We start from the raw sequence: 16732 nt of genomic DNA on the forward strand, positions 1-16732 counted from the left end.
CGAAGGCATGAGCGGGTGCAAATGGATATACGAGGCGCGAGTTGTGCTGCGCGGCGAAACGTAACGCAACGGATTGTAAGTAATTGATGCCGCGCAATGGAATCCCAGAAGCTGGTGGAGGGACGCGCGGCACGAGCCTGGAACTGCGGAGCGCGCAGTACTCGAGCGCGACGGCAAGCTGAGCATCGTCAAGCGGCGGTCCTGACTGAACCTCCTTTCTCCATTCGCCGCGTAAGAAAGCGCCGACCCAGAGCAACGGCAATTGCTTCGCTCGCGAAGGTGGCCACCGAGAGCACTCTAGACCTTGCTGACTTCCTCTCATCCCAAGGCAAGGAGAACGCAATGAGCAGCAACACCCGCGTCGGCAGCACTGGAGACGGCAGCCGACCCACCACCAGCGGCGGAGTGGACAACATTGGCGGCGCCGGGTCCTTCACCGCGCGCGAGACCAATGCTGGCGAAGACGTCGCAGGCCCCACGCCACGCGAACGCATGCAGGACAAGAAAAAGGACGTAACGGCCACGAAGCACGACGACTCCGCGCCCTTCGGCCTGACCGAGGATCTCACGCCCCAGACCAATCGCGAACCCGGCCAGGGCTGAACGATCCCGTTTTTCGGCATGGCTGCGCCCCGTCGCCTCTCCGTCAGTTCGTCGTCACCGCGCGGCGCGCTGGCCGTCGAGGCGGCCAATGGCGAAACCGCCCTTCTCATCGTTGACATGATCAGCTGCTGGGATTTTCCCGACGCCGACAAGCTGCTGCTCGCGGCAGTGGAGGTCGCCTCGCCCATCGCCGCACTGAAGCGGCGGTGTAAGTCAAGGGGTGTGCCGGTGATCTATGCCAACGACAACCGCGGGCGCTGGCGTTCCGACTTCAGCGCGCTGGTCGACCTTTCCATGACCGGGAGCGGCCAGGGTCCGGCCGTGACTGCCAGCCTCGCGCCGGACCATGACGACTACTTCGTGCTCAAACCTCAGCAGTCGGCCTTCGTCGCCACCCCGCTCGAGCAGCTGCTGGACGCGCTGCAGACACGCCGGCTCATCGTGACAGGCGTGGCGAGCGACCAGTGCGTGCTGAGCACGGCCACCGATGCCCGCATGCGCGGCTTCGAGGTGGTGCTTCCGAAGGACTGCACCGCCACGCAGACGGCGCGGCGCCACGCGATGCTGCTCGAACAGTGCGCCACGGTCTTCGGCATCGCGACCACCCCAGGCTCGCGCATCCGCCTGCCTGCCGCGCGGAAGCGTAACCCCTGAACGCCCTGTTCCTGCTTGTTCCCTTGTTTGGAGAAATCCATGACACATCCGATGCAATCCGGTCCGCAACCACCCTTCGACACGCCGCCTCAGGCGCCGCCCGGGCTTGAATCGCAGATGAACCCGCCGCCGGATTTCGGCGAATCCTCTTATGTCGGCTCCGGAAAGCTCATCGGAAAGACCGCGCTCATCACCGGCGGAGACAGCGGCATCGGCCGCGCCGTGGTACTTGCCTACGCGCGCGATGGCGCGGACGTGCTGATCTCGTACCTTGGCGAGGAGGAATCCGACGCGCAGCGCACCGAGCAACTCATCGAGAAAAAAGGCCGCACCTGTATCGCTGTGGCGGGCGACATCCGTGAGGATTTGCACTGCAGGCAACGGGTGACCACTGCCATCGGGCGCTTCGGCAAGCTCGAGATCCTGGTGAACAACGCGGCCTTCCAGATGGCGCACAAGGATCTGTCAGAGATCACGACGGAAGAGTTCGACCGCACCTTCCGCACCAACGTCTACACTCCGCCGAAGGCAGCTTCACCTTGGTAACGGTGACAGACACCGGCTTGCTGGCGGGAAGACTCCTTCACGCCGCTGTCCAGCGCCCCGTAGCGGGCTGCTCGACGGGTTCTCCGTGGTCGGGCGGCTTGCCATGGTTCTCCGACGTAAGGAAGGGAATGGCGTCTGCTCTTTCGGTTCCTTGGTCATGCTGCCCTCCTGGCGTTGTGGGCCTTCCCTGAAAGAGGAAGGCGCGCCACCGGTTCTGAAGGCGCGCGGTCGGAAGGCGCTGCACCTGCGCGCGCGAACACTCCCGCACGGCGCGCCGGCGGCGCAGCTACGAGAGGACGCTCGTGACGACGAATGCGACCGACGCCACAGCCATCGCAGCTGTGGCCGCCCAGCCCAGCACGCGCCACCCCAGCGGCAACCGCAGCGCGCCCATGAGACTGCGGCTGCCGGCGGCGAGCATCACGCCCACCATGATGGGCACCGACATCAGCGAGTTGATCACCGCCGCCCACACTAGCGCCTTCATCGGGTCGATGCCGATCAGGCTGATGCCCATGGCGCATGCCATGGCCGCGGCGAGGATCGCGTAGAACGCCGGCGCGGCACCAACCGGTTTTTCCAGGCCGCGGCGCACCTTCAGGAATTCGGCGCATGCGTACGCGGCCGAGCCGGCGAGCACCGGCAGCGCCAGAAGGCCCGTGCCGAGAATGCCGAGTGCGAACAGCACGAAGGCCGCATCGCCCGCGACAGGCCGCAGCGCCTCTGCCGCCTGTGCGGTCGATTCGACATCCAGTTGCCCATCCGCATGAAGCGTGGCGGCCGCGGCCACGATCATGAAGAAGGCGATGGCGTTGGAAAACCCCATGCCCAGCCAGGTGTCGAACCGCAGCCGCCGCAGTTGCGCGGCCGCCTGGCGCGGCGCCTTGTTGAGCGGCTGATCTTTCTCGACGCGCTCGATCTCCTCGACCTCCTGCGCCGCCTGCCAGAAGAAAAGATACGGGCTGATCGTCGTCCCGAGGATCGCGACGACCATCTTTACCGTCTCGGCGTTCCATGTCACATGCGGCAACAGCGCGCCGAAAAACGCCTCCCTCCAGTCCACGCGCGCGACCATCGCCACGCCCACATAGGCGAACAGCGAAAGCGTCAGCCATTTCAGAATGCGCACATAGCGCCGGTACGGCAGCCAGGCCTGCAGGCCGAGCGAAACCACGCCGAAGGCCAACGCGTACAGCGCCTCCGGCCCGCCGATGGCAAGCCGCGTGACTTCAGCCATCGCACCCAGGTCGGCCGCGAGATTGATGATGTTGGCGACCAGCAGCAACATCACCGCGGCCGCTACCACCGGCCGCGGCCACAGTGCGGCAAAGGCCGAGGTCAGTCCGCGCCCCGTGGTCCGCCCGATGCGCGCGCTCGCGAGTTGGATGCCGACCATCAGCGGATAGGTCGCCAGCAGTGCCCAGCCCATGCCGTAGCCGAACTTGGCGCCGGCCTGGGTGTACGTGGCGATGCCGCTCGGGTCGTCGTCGGCCGCACCGGTGATCAGCCCAGGGCCGAGCTTGCGCCAGAAGCCTTGCTTGTCTTCGGGCAGCGCCTCTTGCGTTCCGCCGGGCGGGCCCGAGCCATCGATTCCTCTCACCACCGGCGGATTTTCCATGGCGCCTACACCCGCGGCGGATCGGTGTCGCGAGCCAGACGGCGATGCATGCCGACCGCGGCGATGAAGTCGGTCGCGGCCATGTCCGCATTTCCAGCGTCCGCGAGGATCGGGGTCGGGTCGTCCGAGCCGTCGGGCAGGCTCATCGGAATGCCGGCCTCGGCCAGCAGCGCCTGCGATGCGCCGAGCGTGAGGATGGTCTCCCAGTGCAAGTCCTGGTCCTTCGCGAACTTCATCGAATAGCCATCGGGGGCCAGCGCCTCCACCGCCGCAAGGCCGTCGGGTAGCACAGGCGCATCGAAGAGGAACCAGGGGTTGTTCTCCATGCTGGACTCGGCCTTCAGCTTTTCGCCGCCCGCCGCCGTGTAGGTGCCCAGCCGCGTGCCTACCAGCCGCGGCACCGCGCCTGCTTGCACCGGCGCCGTCATCAGCTTGCCAATGAACGCGCCTTCCGGGCCGTCGGCCACGAGGATCGCGATCTCGCGCGTGCGTATACCGCCATCGCCCGGCCGCGCCATGAGCAAGAGCGCAGCGGAAGGCGATGTGCTCGCATGGGGTTGCTCGGCCATCTGTTTGTCGTCCGGTTGGATTTCAAGGGGCTCCAACCTAGTGCGACGAATCATGCTCTTTTGTAGGACGCCGCAGCGATTTCGACACCAAAAGTTCGTCGTCCCAATCGCGTTACTCTTCCATCGAGCCGGGGCTACGGGGCAACCCTGGCACGGGTCTCGCAACGGCTCCTGCTCCATGCGCATGCACCCGACGCTGAAGTACTCCTACGTGGCTGCGAATTCATTCCATCGAACTTGCATCCCTGACCCAGCACCCGAACGACCAGGAGATTGAATTCAGCAACAGACCAGCAAACGGTTCAGGCGACGAAACCCGTCCCGCCACCAGTGGCGGCGTCGACAACGTGGGCGGCAGCGAGAGTGACTCTGTGACCACTGAGGGCGTCCACGCCTGCGCTCGAGCCGCGCGTAGGAAAAACGCTGTCAGGAAAAGCCGGAAAACCGGCATGGCTCAGAGCCCGCGGCCCTGTCATCTTGGGTTTTTGCGACGGACTGTTCCGCGCGCTGACCTGGAGAAGCCCCCCCAATGACTGACGACACGAAGAAGACCGGACTAGATCGGAAACTGATCGCCATGCATGAACAGCACGAAGTGCGCTCGTGGCTGGAATCATTCAGGTGCACGGAAACCCAGCTAAGCGACGCCGCGAAGGCCGTTGGCAATTCTGCCGGCGCAGTGCGCGAGTACCTGGCCGGGAAGCGCTGATGAGCCACATCCGAAGAATCTCTGTCCACGTTGACGAGCCGAATCCCGGGCACTTCTACTGGGTGCTCATGGAAGAAGGCGACGATGTGAGCCAATGGGTCGAACTGCAGTCAGCCGAAGAAGGCTTCGCCATGTGGATCGACGCATTGCAGGCGGGCATGTGGACGCTGGAAAAGCTCGCCGAAGATGAGCGTATCGGCCCCAGATCCGCTGGCGACGATGAAGATGCCAATCCTGTCGGCATACCGTTGATGTGAACTCAAATGCCACCGCTTCGCCGCATCGCGGTCTACGTTGATGAGCCCGAGCCTGGATGGTTCGCATGGGTACTCTCCGAGGCTGACGAAGGCGCATCACAGTGGGCGCAAATCGAGCGCGCTGAGGCGTGGGTAGGCAGTTACAAGGAAGCGATGGCCACCGGCCTGCTGGTGCTGCAGCAGATGATCGACGACCTAGACATTGGCCCGCGCGACGAAGCCCCTGCACCCGCGAAGAAGCCCAAGGGCAGCACGTTCGGTTTCGGGTTTGGCACGAACCTCAGTTGACCGGCGAGCGCCGGCTGAATGTCGCCATCGACAACGGGAACACGGTCAGCAGGTTCTTCCAGCCTCCGGTCGGGCGCTTTTTACGATCGACATGCCAAAAGTCTTTGATCTCGCGGCCTTTAGGAAAGATATAGCGCGTGCGCATGGCTTGCCCTCAATCCGTCTCGCGAGCTTCTCGCATTCGATTTAACTCTGCTCGTCCGAGGGGGGTGATTCTCAGGATGATCGCGACTCGCTTGTCTGCCCCTTCACTGCTGGAAGGCGGCAGTACCGCTTGCACAAGTTCGGCAGCCGCGAGGACCGCCGTGCACCGAATTTCGTCCTCCGATTTGACTGCGAGCGGAAAAGAGGCGTCTTCGATACGTTGAAGAAAGTCCATGGGCATAAACGGTCGTCCTTTCAACGCCGCGGGCTGGCCGACGTAGCTTGCTGAAAATCGCAATCTACCCCACCTATTCCAACTCGGGAATCGGCTTCAACCAGTCCACCGCGGCCTTGTCTGGCGGCATCGCTCGAAGCCGCTCATCGCGCCACAGGTCACGCGCGACATCACCTAGCTCAAGCGGGTTGATCGTGTGTCACTGCAGCTGTAGCCGGTGCGCGCAGGCAGCGATCCAGAGGGCTGCTGGCACGTTTTCTGCGCCCGCATATTACTGTATATTTAATCAGTGTTTTGTGGCTTTTATCTTTGACCGACCATGAACCAAGCTGAACTATTCTTCCCGCGACCCGTGCACCAGGTGCCGATCGACACCACGCCTCACGAGCAGCCCGAAGACGATGCACCCTTCGTCTTCGAGGATCTCGAGTCCGAGCCCCGAGTCGCCTATATCGCACGGCTTCTCGACTATCCGGCAGTCGATGCCATCAGGGTCGCAGAGCAGCGCTTCCGACGAGAGTTGGACAAACAGCTCGGTGGCGAGGTAGTGCCGGCCCTGCGTGCGTTTCAGAATGCGAGCGAGTCGGGCGAGACAGAGTTGACGAAGGAAGAAATCGCCCTGGCCAAGCGCTGGGCAAAGGCCTACGAGTCGGCCAGGACTGCTGGCCTTCGCGATTTGGGAGATGTCGACGAAGCGTACTTCGATGTGAGACCGACCTGAGCGCCTTCATGCACTCGTGCGCATGCTCAGCTTGATCAAGGGTGGCTCACAACAAGACGGCAGGTATCGTTTCACGGAACTCTCGCACAGACTTCACTTCCACTTCTCTTGGGCCAAGCACACTGCCTTTCGACAGTGGTTCGGCGCTGGTAGGGGCTAGGGAGAAAAAAAAGCCGCTCAGGGAATCGCCTCGATGCCAACCGCTGTCACTCTTCAATATTTACTCGCGAGAAAGATGCGCCTGTGACGGCTTGCTTTGACACACAGCCGATCCCGGATCTCGCGTTGATGCGTTGGACTATGCGCAAGCGACTCAACAGCCGCGGGAGGATTTACGTATGACCACAAAGCAAGAGTTGCCCGACGAGGCACTGAGTGCAATGGCGATCGGATGGCGCAGGAAGGCCCTCGAGGGAGACCTTCACGCTCGCGGGATCGCCCATGAACTTGAGACGGAATTGCGCAGGCGTGCCGGTGCGCCGTTCACCAACTACGACACCCTCGACATGCGGCCACTAGAGATGCGGGCCGCGCGCCCCCGTTGGTGGCGGTTCTGGCGCGGGCGCTGAAGCCATGCGCCTGTACGTTGATGCCCAATCCCGACGCCGCGGCCCAACCGTCAATAACTACAGGCACGAGAACACCCCCTATTGGAAAGCGGTCATCTGAACCGACGAGCATGAACTTTGAACCCGCAACTTGGCACATGTCATCGAAGACGGGAGTCGATCTGTACGCCATGTACGGTACATCTGCATGAAGGACAGGCGGCTGTGGTCGCCCAACTGCAGAGCCTCACCACTTCACCCGAAGACCCAGCGACCCATTGATCGAGCTCTTGACCTTAGCATCGCCGCCGCTCGCCCACAGCTTGCCGATTTCGCCATAGAGGCTTGTCGACTGACCCAGGGCGAGCGTGAAGCCACCCGCGAGTTCGGTGCTCGTGCCGCCCGTCGGCGCGGAGATGTCGGTGGTGGTCGCGCCGTTCATGAAGCGGGCGACGTCCGCGCCGCTCGATGTCCGGTAGATGTTGAAGCGGCCGTACGGCTGAAGCGTGCCGACGCCCGTGGCGATCTCGCCCTTGACCCGCACGCCCGCGCGGGCGATCCAGCCGCTGTCGGCCTGAGGCTGGACGACGGCGCCAACGATGGCGGAGTTGTTCAGATCGATGTGCTGATGGATCAGCTGCAGCTGCGGCTCGATGCGCCAGCCGCTGCCGCCCAGCGCGAAGGACTGCCCCACCTCGATGGAACCTAGCAGGCTGTTGCCCTTGCCGCTCACGCCCAGGCTCGCCAGAGGCTCGACGGCGTAGCGATGGCGGCCCGACTGCACCATGACATCGGCATAGAAACCGCTGTCGCTGGTGTAGGTGCCATACACACCCACGTACTGGCTGCGCAGGTCGTTGCGGCCCACGGCCAGGTTTGGGATGCCACTGGCGAAGCCGCGCACGCTGGCGTCGCCATCGAGCTGGCCGACGTAGATGCCCGCACGCCAGTTGGGCGTGTTCAGCAGGTCGGTGCCGGCCTGGAAGCCGGTGAGGCGGCCCTTGCTGGTGGGCGATACCGCGCCGCCTTGCTGGATGTCGACGTCGGTGGACAGAACACGGCCCCAGGCGCGGCGATCAGAGCCGGTCGGGGTGGTCGTGATGCCCTTCACATCGTCGTCGCCCACGCGCTTGCGCAGGTCGCCGAGCATCGCGAGGCTGCCCTGGCGCAGCTGGCCGGGGAGCGCGGAATAGAGCGAGGCTTCGGCGCGGTAGGTGATCACCGGCGTGGGCGCGGCGGGCGACACGGTGGTGCTCGAGCGCAAGTACCAGTTCTCGCCGGCACCACCGGCATCGGCGGCGTACAGGCGGTACTCGTAGGCGCCCGCATCCACATGGCCGTTGGCAAGGCTGAACGCGTCCTTGGTGGTCTGGGCCGTGGTGGTGGCACCGTTGCTCGCGGTGACCACCTCGATGCCGTTGCCGCTGGTGAGCGCCCCCAGGCCGCCGAGGTTGGCGATCTGCACCGTGGTCCGGCCGCTTGCGGATGCCGTAGCGCCGTCGAGCACCAGGCGGTCGGACGGTCCCGTGCCGTTGAGCACGGTGCCCAGCCTGAGCACGCCGTTGTTGCCGACGTAGGCGCCCGTGACCGTGAGCGTGGTGCCCGCGGTTGCGCCCACGAGCGAGACGGTACCGCTGTTGGCCAGCGAGGCCACTGTCTGGCTGAAGCCCGCGAGGTCCAGCGTGGCGCCCGAAGCCACGCTGTGGGCGGAGGCCGCGCTGAAGGTATTGACCGCGCCCGCCTTGAGCGAGCCCTGCGCGACGTTGGTGGTGCCGGTGTAGTCGTTGGCGCCAGACAGCGTCAGCGTGCCCGCGCCCTCCTTCGTGATGAAGCCGCCGCCGCTGATCGCGCCGCTCAGGGTCGCGTTGAAGGCGCCGGTGTCGATGACCGGATCAGTGGTGCCCGTGAGCTGGATCGCGTTGGCGATCGTCAGCCCGTCGGCGCTGAAGCCCAGGGTGGTGTCATCGTCCATCGACAGCGTGCCGGTGCCCAGCGCCTGGCTGTTGCCGAGGTTCAGGCGCCCTTGTCGCAGCGCGGTGCCGCCCGTGTAGGTGTTCGCGCCCGAGAGCGTGAGCGTGCCTGTGCCCACCTTCACCAGCGAGCCGCCGGTGCCCGAAATCACGCCCGAGACTTCGGTGTCGCCGTTGAGTCCGCCCGTGCTCAGCGTCTTGGCGCCGAGGATCACATCCCCCGCGCCGGACAGCGAGCCGATAGAGATTCCCGCCGCCGTCAGCGAACGGATGCGCAGGCGTCCGCCCGCGGTGTTGACCACGGTGGCCTGGTCGGCGGTCGCGCGGTCGAAGATGTCGATCAGGCCGCCGCTTTCGTTCATGAAGGTCGCCTGGCCCGCACTGGCGTCGTCCAGCAGATTGATCTGGCCGCCGGAGAAGTTGGTGATGCGCGCGCTGCCGGCCGTGGCGTTGGACACGATGTTCGTCAGTCCGCCGCGGTTTTCGATGACGGCGTTGCCGGCGGACGCGTTGTCCCTGAACTCGGCCGACGCATCCCTGTTCATCACGAGGCGGGCATTCCCCGCCGAGCTGCTGCCGCCGAACTGCACGAAGCCGGCGTTGTCCGTCGGCAGGGGACCGCGCTCGGCGGCAGTGATCGTCAATCCGCCTGCGTCGGCATTGCCGCCGAAAAGCAGCGAGGCGTTGCCGGCCACCGACACCGGCCCGGTGCCGAGGGCGCCGGTCGCCAGCGCATGCAGGCTGCCCGCTGCCACCGAGGTGCCGCCCGTGTACGAATTGGCCGCGCCCAGCACCAGCGTGCCTTGGCCGGTCTTCAGGAGCGCTCCGTCGCCCGAGACTTCGCCGTTCAGCGTCAGCGTGCGGACCAGGTTCACATCGAAGGTGCCGCCTCCCGGGCCCAGTGCGACCGTGCGGGTGGCGGTGGTGTCGCCGGTGACGTTCAGCGCGCCGCCGTCGAGCGTGAGCCCACCGCTCGAATTGCCGAGCGCGCGATCATCGGCGATGGAGAGCGCGCCGCCGCGCACGGACCAGGGCGTCAGGCCGGTGTTGATGCCGGTCAGCGTCCAGGTGCTGGCACCGGTCTTTTCGTAGCGCGCGAAGCCGCTGTAGGTGGCGGCGTCGAGCGAAGTGGTCCCGTCGGTCGTGTCGCCCGCCAGCCCCAGCACGTTGCCGGTGCCGGAAACCACCCTCAGCAGGCCGGTGATCGAGGAGCCGGCACGCAGTTCGAGCCGGTTGTCGCTGCCGGTGATCCGTACTGCGTCGCCGCGCGTGGCACCGTTGCCGCCCATGCCGGCCGTCAGCGTCCCCGTGTTGACGATGGTGTTCGAGTCGCCCCGAACGCGCAGCGCCGCACCACCCACGCCGAAGCGCACGGCGATGCCGCCGGCACCACCCGCGCCACCCGTCAGCGAGCCGGTGTTGGAAACCAAGTTGTTGCTGGACTCCAGCGCGAGGCCCGCGCCGCCCTCGCCGCCGAATGACGACGTCCCGGTGAACCCGCCGCTGACGGTGCCGATGCCTCCGGCACCGCCGACGGATGCGCCGCTGTTGACGACGGTCGCGCCGCCGCCTTGCAGCACGATGCCGTCGCCGCCACCACCGCCACCGCCGGCCCATTGGCCGACACCACCCGCGCCGCCGTTGCCGCCGCTCGTCTGCCCCGCATTGTTCAGGTTGACGCCGGCCGCCGTGGACTGCAGGCCCGCGCCGCCACCGCCACCGCCGCCGGCCAGCCGCGCGACGCTGCCGGCACCGCCATTGCCGCCCCGCAGGGTGGTGCTGCCCGACACGGTGATGCCCGTGTCGGATGTGTACACGGCAGCACCGCCGCCACCGCCGGCGCCACCGCCGTAGACCGGATCCCCATCGGGCGTGCCGTCGGTTCCCGACCCCCCCGTGACCGAGCCGGCCACGCTGGTCGCCCCCACGGCACCGCCCGTTCCGCCAAGCCCGCCGCCGCCGATGCCGCCATTGCCCCCCGTGCCGCCCGACGGAGCCAGGCCGTTGGACTCAGTGAACTCACCGAGGCGGCCGCCGCCGCCGCCGCTGCCGTTGCCCGCGCCGCCCCGGCCGCCTGTGCCGCCAAGGCCGACGAAGGTCTCGCCGCCCGCGGCCTGAGCCCAGGCACCGCCGGACATGGCGACCAGCGTGAGCAGGCACGCGGCCGCCGCGAGCCGCTTCGCTTTGCGGCTTCCTTCGACTGTCGAGCGCCGCGCAGGCGATGCAACAAGCTCCGACACGGCCTGCCAGACACCCAGCACGCCGTTCCATACCACGCGATAAGTACGGTTCATTCCGACGATCCTCAACAAAAGGGCAAAACGGGCGCAATGTAACAGTTGCAACAGAAGATTCAACTCCCCGGAGGTAGTCATGGACATCGCCGCCGCTTCTGCTGCGGGAGATCGTTCGCCCCTAAGACGCGAAGGCCAACCTGCTGACCCTGCCGAAACTCCTCTTCAAAGCAAGGGCGTCGCCTGCCCGGCGGACTTCGACGTGGTCGGAGCTGCCAGCTTTACCTGCGCCTGATACCTTGTCGCAGCGTGCACTTCCGCGCTCGGCACCAGCAGGTACCGAGCGGCTGCTATCCGCCGATGTCTATGTCTGCAAAGGGCCCGTTCACGACGGCGCCGCGACCGGCTACAGTCGGCTAATAGCGGACGGTCGGCGCCGACCGTCAATCAAAGGAATCCAGTTGTTCAATTAGGCAGCGCCGGGCGCCGGCCGTAGCTCACCCGCATCACCCCGGGCTCGGCCGTGCATCCCCCGGCGCGGCAGCGCTCCGCGCGAACCCCGTGATCGCCCACACGTCGACCTTGGATTTCGCAAGGCGTCTCAGCCGGTCGCGGACTTCCTTGGTGCGGCGGCCCTGGGTGCCGACGGCGAGCCGGGCCCTGAACTCGTCGTCGGCGAACAAGTCCGCGTGGCCGAAGATCCGGTCGCCGGCGCGGTCGACCTGAATCGCGATATTGAAGCCCCGGTAGGGGATGCGGCTGGGCGTCTTCGAACGCACGGCGGCCTCTCTACATCAGGCGGGAGCGGATCGCGTGGGGCAGCTTCGCGCGCCACCGAGACGCGGCGCCGCGCCACGGGCCCTGTGCGGCCACGGGGTAGTGGAGGCGTTCGAGTTCGGCGCGGCCTTTTTCGGTAATGGCGAGCACCTGGGCGGCGTCGGGGCCGCCCGAGAGGGTGAGATCCGACGGCGCGGGCGTCAGCGCGATCACGAGGCCGGCGGCCCGCAGCAGCTTGATCTGGTCGATCTCCGCCCGGGCCCGGAAGGTCGCCGGCAAGGGGGAGCCGGCAAGTTGTTTGAGCATGTCCATGGCCATCGCTCTGTCCTCCATTTCTCTACGACCCACTTGGAACGGGAGAAAAATAGGACGTCCCAGCCGCGTCTTCAAGGGTCGGCTGCAGGGCGCAAGGCAACAGAATGTATCGGGGCTTCGAGGACAGGCGAGAGAAGAGCTCCGAGACGACGCAAAGACGCTTGCACGCCTGGTGCTTGCACTGGAGGCGGAAGCGGACTTCCCTCTTGCAAACCTTTATGGGCTCGAATTGAGCACCTTCGATCTCGCCCTCGACATCCTCAAGGAATGGCGCCTGGATAGGTACTACGCGCGCAAAGGAAAGCTGCTCGATGTGTCCTATCAGGTGAATGTCCAGGCATCGCATTAGGAGCGAGTTGGCGTTCGTCGCGTTGGGTTCGCAGCATTGCCGATCTTGATGCGCGGCTGAATGGCAGCACACGCGCGGGACCGCGAAGCCACCGAAAGGCAACGAAGCGCCTGGCCCTGGATTCCCAGGCGGCTGAGTCGTTTTTGCAGCCAGCCAGAGCATGCAACGGGCCGTCGAGGCCAAGGGCATCGGGTCCAGGTCAAATACATCCTGAATTCGGCTGTCCCACCAAGGTGACGCGCCCGGCTTTTCTATGGGCGATGAGTCCGATGCGGCAGCAGTCGAGTGGTGTATGTCGCTTTTGGATTGTTGGATTCCGCCGATCTCTGACCCTAGGGGGGTGCCGACTTCACCCGATCTGGATAGCGAATCGCGGAGTCCTGAGAGCGCTTGTGAGCGCGATTCAATCTGGAAATCCAACCGCATCGGGCTCGCTGCCACCTCATGTGAACGGCTCAGTCCGGCCGGAACCGGCCGTACGGCTCCAAGGCAGAATGCACCCGATAGCAGTCATAGAAGGCGATGCAAGACGCGATGCCGGTCACGAGGAGCGCTGATGGCAGTCGGAGTAACGGTAGGTTCAATCACGGACGAGCTTGGTGCACCGTCGCTTGTGCACTCGTTTTTCTCAACTATCAGCGCGCATTGCGAGCCCACCGGCTGGGGCAGCAGCTTCCCCCACCTGATGAACGAGCTCTACCAAGGTCGTTTGCCTCATGCGCATGCGCCGCTCGCGCTCGCGGAACTGCAACAGGCAAAAGCGATACTGAGCAAATTGCCTCCCGCGTGCGTGGTGTGGGACATCGAGAATCGCCAGTCCAAACCGCCCTGGGGCGACAACATCGCATCGCAAATCACGAGCCTTGGCAACTACTTCGTGTCGAGCACCGGAGGCGACGTGTTCCAAATACTCGAGGAGGCCCTGGCCGCCTCTATCGAGGAAAAGCAAGATGCTGTTCTCCAGTAATGTTCGTCATTCGGCCGCATGCAGTCATTCAGCCAATTGCCACAGTCCCGCGAGACCGGTCGTGCGCGGCGCATGCCAATCCAGAAGCCTTCGAGAATGCCTCCATCAACTGAAGCCCTGCAACGACTGAGCGACTTCGCCTTGGGCAAAACCCCGGTGCTTGAGTTCGAGCAACAGCTCTACAACGATCCGGACATTGAAACATTGCTCTCGGCAGAGAGCGCTCCTCGATTTTGCCAAACGGGGACAACGCTGTTCCACTACCTGATCGGACTCGACCTCAGCGACCCAGGCCAGTCGCTCAGCGCAAAGGACGTGTTGGTCTCTTTGCTCCAGAAGCACGGAATGACGACAGCGCTAGACGGGGCCGCAACGGCGGAATATGCGCTGCTGCTCGATGCCCAGCCGCGCTGGCTCGACGCGGACGTCAAGTTCCTCGCCTCGTTACTTGATGCCGCGCCACGCCTACCTTCCAAACAGAGAAAGGCATGGCTGCGCCAGAGAATTTTGGAACTGTTTAAGTACGCCAAGCAGCCCCCGCGCTGGTTGCAGTCTCCAGCGTGGCCCATCGGAGATGCTGGCCCTTTGGTCTTCTTGGGGCAGTTTCCTGTCGCCGGCTACTTTCATGACGAGGCGGCGGTATATGTTTTCCATGACCCGGCGAAGGACGCGTTCACAACGTTTGTTCAGCACTGCTGAGCTCGTGGCATGAGGACAATCGCCAAGATGCCTCCTCGGCCAGAAGCTGACATCCGAGACTGGCCTTCATCAACCCAGTGGCTGAGGTCGCAAGACATCGCTTTCCCAGATGCGTCCTCTCGATGGCCAGCCCGTGAAGAGGTTGTCCAAACTCTGTGTGCTCTTCGGGGATTTTGCATTCGATACACAGAAAACGGGCCCGGCAAGAGATGGGATGCCGATATCACCGAGGGGCAGGATGGCGAGTGGTGGACGCTGCTTCATGCGGAGCCGAAAGGGGATTCCAACTTGATAACGGAAATCAGTTTCGAGAAGGGGGAGTCAGCGCTCATCATTGCGATTCTGCGGGACCTGTCTGCCGCGACCGCCCCCTGGTTCTGATGGCAGACGCGGCTGCCTCGCGGCCAGAATAAGGAGTGCCCGCGATGAACAATACGTTCACCGAGCGTCTGAAGGAACTCACGACAGACATCGGCCGCGGATGGCAGGCCGAGCTCGCCCGCCGCTGCGGGGTGAGCCGTGCGGCGATCACCAATTGGCTTTCGGGTCGAAACAAGGGCGTCGAATCGAACCACCTGTTCGCCATCGGCGACCTTTTCCGAGTCAATGCGCGATGGCTGGCCACCGGTGCCGGGCCTAAGTGGGCCGAGATCCCGATGGATATGTCGAAGCATGTGCATCCCACCGTGGGCGAGGTGCTGCTTAAGTTCGAGGAGGTGACCGCCCGGCACGAGCAGATGAGCGAGTCCGAGCGCATCGAGCTCTACATCTGGCTGGCCGGCGAGAGGCCGAGACTTCAGGAACCGGCCGCCTCGCAAACCACGGGTTGAAGCTCACGGACGGCGGTGGCCTCTCCCAGCCGGCCCTCACGCTAAACAGCACCGCTCTCGTGTTGCCCGGCGAAGGACCTGCGTTACCCGACGGTGCCGCCAACTGCCTGCAGGAGGCCGCCGTGGCGTGGGCAATGGCGGCCCCAACGCCAGGGACAGAAGGCGCGGATTGCCGAGCTGCAAAGATACCCGCGAAAGAGCCCGCAAAGCAAAGCGGCCCCGAAGGGCCGTCCGCTCGCTTGCGCATTGCTGCGATGCTTACTTCTTCTTTGCAACAGCCTTCTTGGCGGCAGGCTTGGCCGCCGCGACCTTGTCCGCCTTGCGCTTGGCGGCCTTCGGGTCTACCGCTGCCTTGAACGAAGCGCCGGGGACGAACTTCGGCACCTTCTGCGCCGCGATCTTGATCTTGGTGCCGGCCTGAGGATTGAAGCCGGTGCGGGCCGCACGCGCGACCTGCTTGAAAGTGCCGAAGCCGACGATCTGCACGGGATCGCCCTTTTTCACGGCCGCGACGATCGCGCTGGTGACGGTCTCGAGGATGCGGGCAGCTTCGGCCTTGCTGACAGTGTGGGTGGTGGCGATTTTTTCGACGAGTTCGATGCGGTTCACTGTTGATTTTTTCCTATGACAAGAGATCAGGCTCAGGGCCTGTGCACACCGCAGGCGAATGTCCGCGGCGAGCGGCGGCAGTGTAGCCGCAGCGCCGAGAGAGTCCGCCCCGCGGCGAACCGAACGACGCCCGCGCTCGTGCCCAGAGAGAAGCGGCCGCCACCGTCAAGTCCAGAGGGACGCACACGCGTCGCAATACCCTTTTGTGACTTGCCCTTTGGACAGAGTAGGACAGACACGGGCAGCCGGGGTCGCATTTGGCGGATAGCGGCAGTCTTCACGGATGCGGAAATTGCTTGGGCACTCAACGGGCATTCAAGGGAGTACGTATGACGAATTGTTTGATCGACGGCGGGCCTGCAGTCGTGCGCGCCAGGGGCTACCGCCACGTCCGGCACGCCAATGGTCTGACCTGGAGGACCGGAGGCGATCGCCGTCGACACACAGGAGGTCGACGATGGCCCGCGGGAGCTTCGCTGTGGCAGCCCGCCGCCGGGAGGCCGCGCGACAATGAAGCTTGAGCCGAAGGACTTTCTGCGCGAACTGCAAGGGCGCGAGTTTCCGTTCGTCGTCACCGGGCAGCCGGGCGTCACTTGTGTGGAGATGCTCCAAACGGTCGGCTTCATCAAGGCCGTCGTGATCTCTTCGGATCCCAGGCACGCCGAGGCGCGGGTGCATCAGATCACTGAACTCGGCCGCCGAGCGCTGGCGAAGCGATGATGACACCCATCGGAGGCTGCGCCCACACGCGCCGCAACTACGTCTCACAGGACACCCGGGGCCCGAAACGATGAACATGAAGTTGATCCGGACGATTCTGGAGATCGCGGCGATGCCGCTGTTCGCTGCCGCACTGTTTGCAACCGGCCTCATCGCGGCCTTTGCGCACCTTTTGGCCCTGCCCGGTCTTTTTCTTTGGGAGAGATATCGGGAGAACAAGCCAGTATCACCACGACGAGAAAAACAACATTGACTTTGTGTAAATGAATTTGCCGCAGCATGGACCACGTAAGAGTTCACGACCATTTTCCGAAGCCCTACCCGCGAGGGATTTTTTCGTGAATCCGCGACATGGTCGCAACTCGGTCCC

General features: G+C 64.8%; 22 protein-coding genes. 15 read left to right on the forward strand and 7 right to left on the reverse strand.

Annotation, left to right across the window (positions count from 1 at the left end; all coding sequences use genetic code 11):
- Positions 1-342: 342 nt before the first annotated feature.
- The 3 genes from J2W23_RS28870 to J2W23_RS28880 are packed head-to-tail and all read left to right on the forward strand — an operon-like array spanning position 343 to position 1803.
- Positions 343-603 carry a hypothetical protein gene (locus J2W23_RS28870; protein ID WP_307651188.1) on the forward strand — a complete coding sequence of 87 codons (261 nt, stop codon included), beginning with the start codon at positions 343-345 and terminating at the stop codon, positions 601-603.
- Positions 604-621: 18 nt separating this feature from the next.
- Entirely contained in the window at positions 622-1257 is a 636-nt protein-coding gene (locus tag J2W23_RS28875) for an isochorismatase family cysteine hydrolase (protein ID WP_307651189.1), read from the forward strand.
- Positions 1258-1296: 39 nt separating this feature from the next.
- Positions 1297-1803, forward strand: a complete 507-nt coding sequence (locus J2W23_RS28880) for an SDR family NAD(P)-dependent oxidoreductase (RefSeq protein WP_307651190.1) — start codon at positions 1297-1299, stop codon at positions 1801-1803.
- A gap of 286 nt (positions 1804-2089) precedes the next feature.
- Here J2W23_RS28880 and J2W23_RS28885 read toward each other — a convergent pair whose 3' ends face one another.
- Both J2W23_RS28885 and J2W23_RS28890 read right to left on the reverse strand, forming a co-directional pair.
- Positions 2090-3421: an NRAMP family divalent metal transporter gene (locus tag J2W23_RS28885; protein WP_307651191.1), complete on the reverse strand. Its 1332-nt coding sequence runs from the start codon at positions 3419-3421 to the stop codon at positions 2090-2092.
- Positions 3422-3426: 5 nt separating this feature from the next.
- Positions 3427-3990 carry a hypothetical protein gene (locus J2W23_RS28890; RefSeq protein ID WP_307651192.1) on the reverse strand — a complete coding sequence of 188 codons (564 nt, stop codon included), beginning with the start codon at positions 3988-3990 and terminating at the stop codon, positions 3427-3429.
- Positions 3991-4519: 529 nt separating this feature from the next.
- Between J2W23_RS28890 and J2W23_RS28895 the strand changes: the two genes are divergently transcribed.
- Genes J2W23_RS28895 through J2W23_RS28905 form a run of 3 tightly spaced genes read left to right on the forward strand, consistent with a single transcriptional unit; the run spans position 4520 to position 5244 of the window.
- The gene (locus tag J2W23_RS28895; RefSeq protein WP_307651193.1) at positions 4520-4699 is read left to right on the forward strand and encodes a DUF3606 domain-containing protein; all 180 of its coding nucleotides are present in this window, start codon (positions 4520-4522) and stop codon (positions 4697-4699) included.
- Positions 4699-4956 (forward strand): hypothetical protein, encoded by a 258-nt coding sequence (locus J2W23_RS28900; protein WP_307651194.1) that lies wholly within the window; start codon positions 4699-4701, stop codon positions 4954-4956. Before J2W23_RS28895 ends, J2W23_RS28900 begins: the two co-directional genes overlap by 1 nt.
- 6 nt (positions 4957-4962) lie before the next feature.
- Positions 4963-5244, forward strand: a complete 282-nt coding sequence (locus J2W23_RS28905; protein WP_307651195.1) for a hypothetical protein — start codon at positions 4963-4965, stop codon at positions 5242-5244.
- Here J2W23_RS28905 and J2W23_RS28910 read toward each other — a convergent pair.
- Positions 5237-5389, reverse strand: a complete 153-nt coding sequence (locus J2W23_RS28910) for a hypothetical protein (RefSeq protein WP_176656993.1) — start codon at positions 5387-5389, stop codon at positions 5237-5239. The two genes, J2W23_RS28905 and J2W23_RS28910, sit on opposite strands and share 8 nt — an antisense overlap.
- A 553-nt stretch (positions 5390-5942) precedes the next feature.
- Here J2W23_RS28910 and J2W23_RS28915 point away from each other — a divergent pair.
- On the forward strand, positions 5943-6344 hold the full coding sequence (locus J2W23_RS28915; RefSeq protein ID WP_307651196.1) for a hypothetical protein: 402 nt from the start codon (positions 5943-5945) through the stop codon (positions 6342-6344).
- Between the two features lie 338 nt (positions 6345-6682).
- Entirely contained in the window at positions 6683-6913 is a 231-nt protein-coding gene (locus J2W23_RS28920; RefSeq protein ID WP_176656991.1) for a hypothetical protein, read from the forward strand.
- A 226-nt stretch (positions 6914-7139) separates the two neighbouring features.
- Here J2W23_RS28920 and J2W23_RS28925 read toward each other — a convergent pair whose 3' ends face one another.
- On the reverse strand, positions 7140-11156 hold the full coding sequence (locus J2W23_RS28925) for an autotransporter outer membrane beta-barrel domain-containing protein (protein WP_307651197.1): 4017 nt from the start codon (positions 11154-11156) through the stop codon (positions 7140-7142).
- Positions 11157-11235: 79 nt separating this feature from the next.
- Here J2W23_RS28925 and J2W23_RS28930 point away from each other — a divergent pair, with 79 nt between their 5' ends.
- The gene (locus J2W23_RS28930) at positions 11236-11391 is read left to right on the forward strand and encodes a hypothetical protein (protein ID WP_176656989.1); all 156 of its coding nucleotides are present in this window, start codon (positions 11236-11238) and stop codon (positions 11389-11391) included.
- A gap of 211 nt (positions 11392-11602) precedes the next feature.
- Here the strand turns inward: J2W23_RS28930 and J2W23_RS28935 are convergent, their stop codons facing one another.
- Positions 11603-11875 carry a hypothetical protein gene (locus J2W23_RS28935; RefSeq protein ID WP_176656988.1) on the reverse strand — a complete coding sequence of 91 codons (273 nt, stop codon included), beginning with the start codon at positions 11873-11875 and terminating at the stop codon, positions 11603-11605.
- Between the two features lie 10 nt (positions 11876-11885).
- Positions 11886-12185 (reverse strand): hypothetical protein, encoded by a 300-nt coding sequence (locus J2W23_RS28940; RefSeq protein ID WP_307651198.1) that lies wholly within the window; start codon positions 12183-12185, stop codon positions 11886-11888.
- On the opposite strand from J2W23_RS28940, the gene J2W23_RS28945 reads away from it, so the two are divergent.
- From J2W23_RS28945 to J2W23_RS28960, 4 genes are all read left to right on the forward strand, one after another.
- Positions 12184-12537 (forward strand): hypothetical protein, encoded by a 354-nt coding sequence (locus J2W23_RS28945; RefSeq protein WP_307651199.1) that lies wholly within the window; start codon positions 12184-12186, stop codon positions 12535-12537. The genes J2W23_RS28940 and J2W23_RS28945 overlap by 2 nt on opposite strands.
- Positions 12538-13093: 556 nt before the next feature.
- Entirely contained in the window at positions 13094-13504 is a 411-nt protein-coding gene (locus J2W23_RS28950; RefSeq protein ID WP_176656986.1) for an immunity 70 family protein, read from the forward strand.
- Positions 13505-13600: 96 nt separating this feature from the next.
- The gene (locus J2W23_RS28955) at positions 13601-14203 is read left to right on the forward strand and encodes a hypothetical protein (RefSeq protein ID WP_307651200.1); all 603 of its coding nucleotides are present in this window, start codon (positions 13601-13603) and stop codon (positions 14201-14203) included.
- 425 nt (positions 14204-14628) lie between these two features.
- Positions 14629-15033 carry a helix-turn-helix domain-containing protein gene (locus tag J2W23_RS28960; protein ID WP_176656984.1) on the forward strand — a complete coding sequence of 135 codons (405 nt, stop codon included), beginning with the start codon at positions 14629-14631 and terminating at the stop codon, positions 15031-15033.
- Between the two features lie 258 nt (positions 15034-15291).
- Here J2W23_RS28960 and J2W23_RS28965 read toward each other — a convergent pair whose 3' ends face one another.
- Positions 15292-15642: an HU family DNA-binding protein gene (locus tag J2W23_RS28965; RefSeq protein ID WP_176656983.1), complete on the reverse strand. Its 351-nt coding sequence runs from the start codon at positions 15640-15642 to the stop codon at positions 15292-15294.
- Between the two features lie 510 nt (positions 15643-16152).
- On the opposite strand from J2W23_RS28965, the gene J2W23_RS28970 reads away from it, so the two are divergent.
- Both J2W23_RS28970 and J2W23_RS28975 read left to right on the forward strand, forming a co-directional pair.
- Positions 16153-16362: a hypothetical protein gene (locus J2W23_RS28970; protein ID WP_307651201.1), complete on the forward strand. Its 210-nt coding sequence runs from the start codon at positions 16153-16155 to the stop codon at positions 16360-16362.
- A 70-nt stretch (positions 16363-16432) separates the two neighbouring features.
- Complete coding sequence (locus J2W23_RS28975; RefSeq protein ID WP_176656981.1) at positions 16433-16615, forward strand: hypothetical protein; 183 nt, start codon at positions 16433-16435, stop codon at positions 16613-16615.
- Positions 16616-16732: the final 117 nt, after the last annotated feature.

The organism is Variovorax boronicumulans (assembly GCF_030812215.1).
GTDB lineage: Bacteria > Pseudomonadota > Gammaproteobacteria > Burkholderiales > Burkholderiaceae_C > Variovorax > Variovorax boronicumulans_C.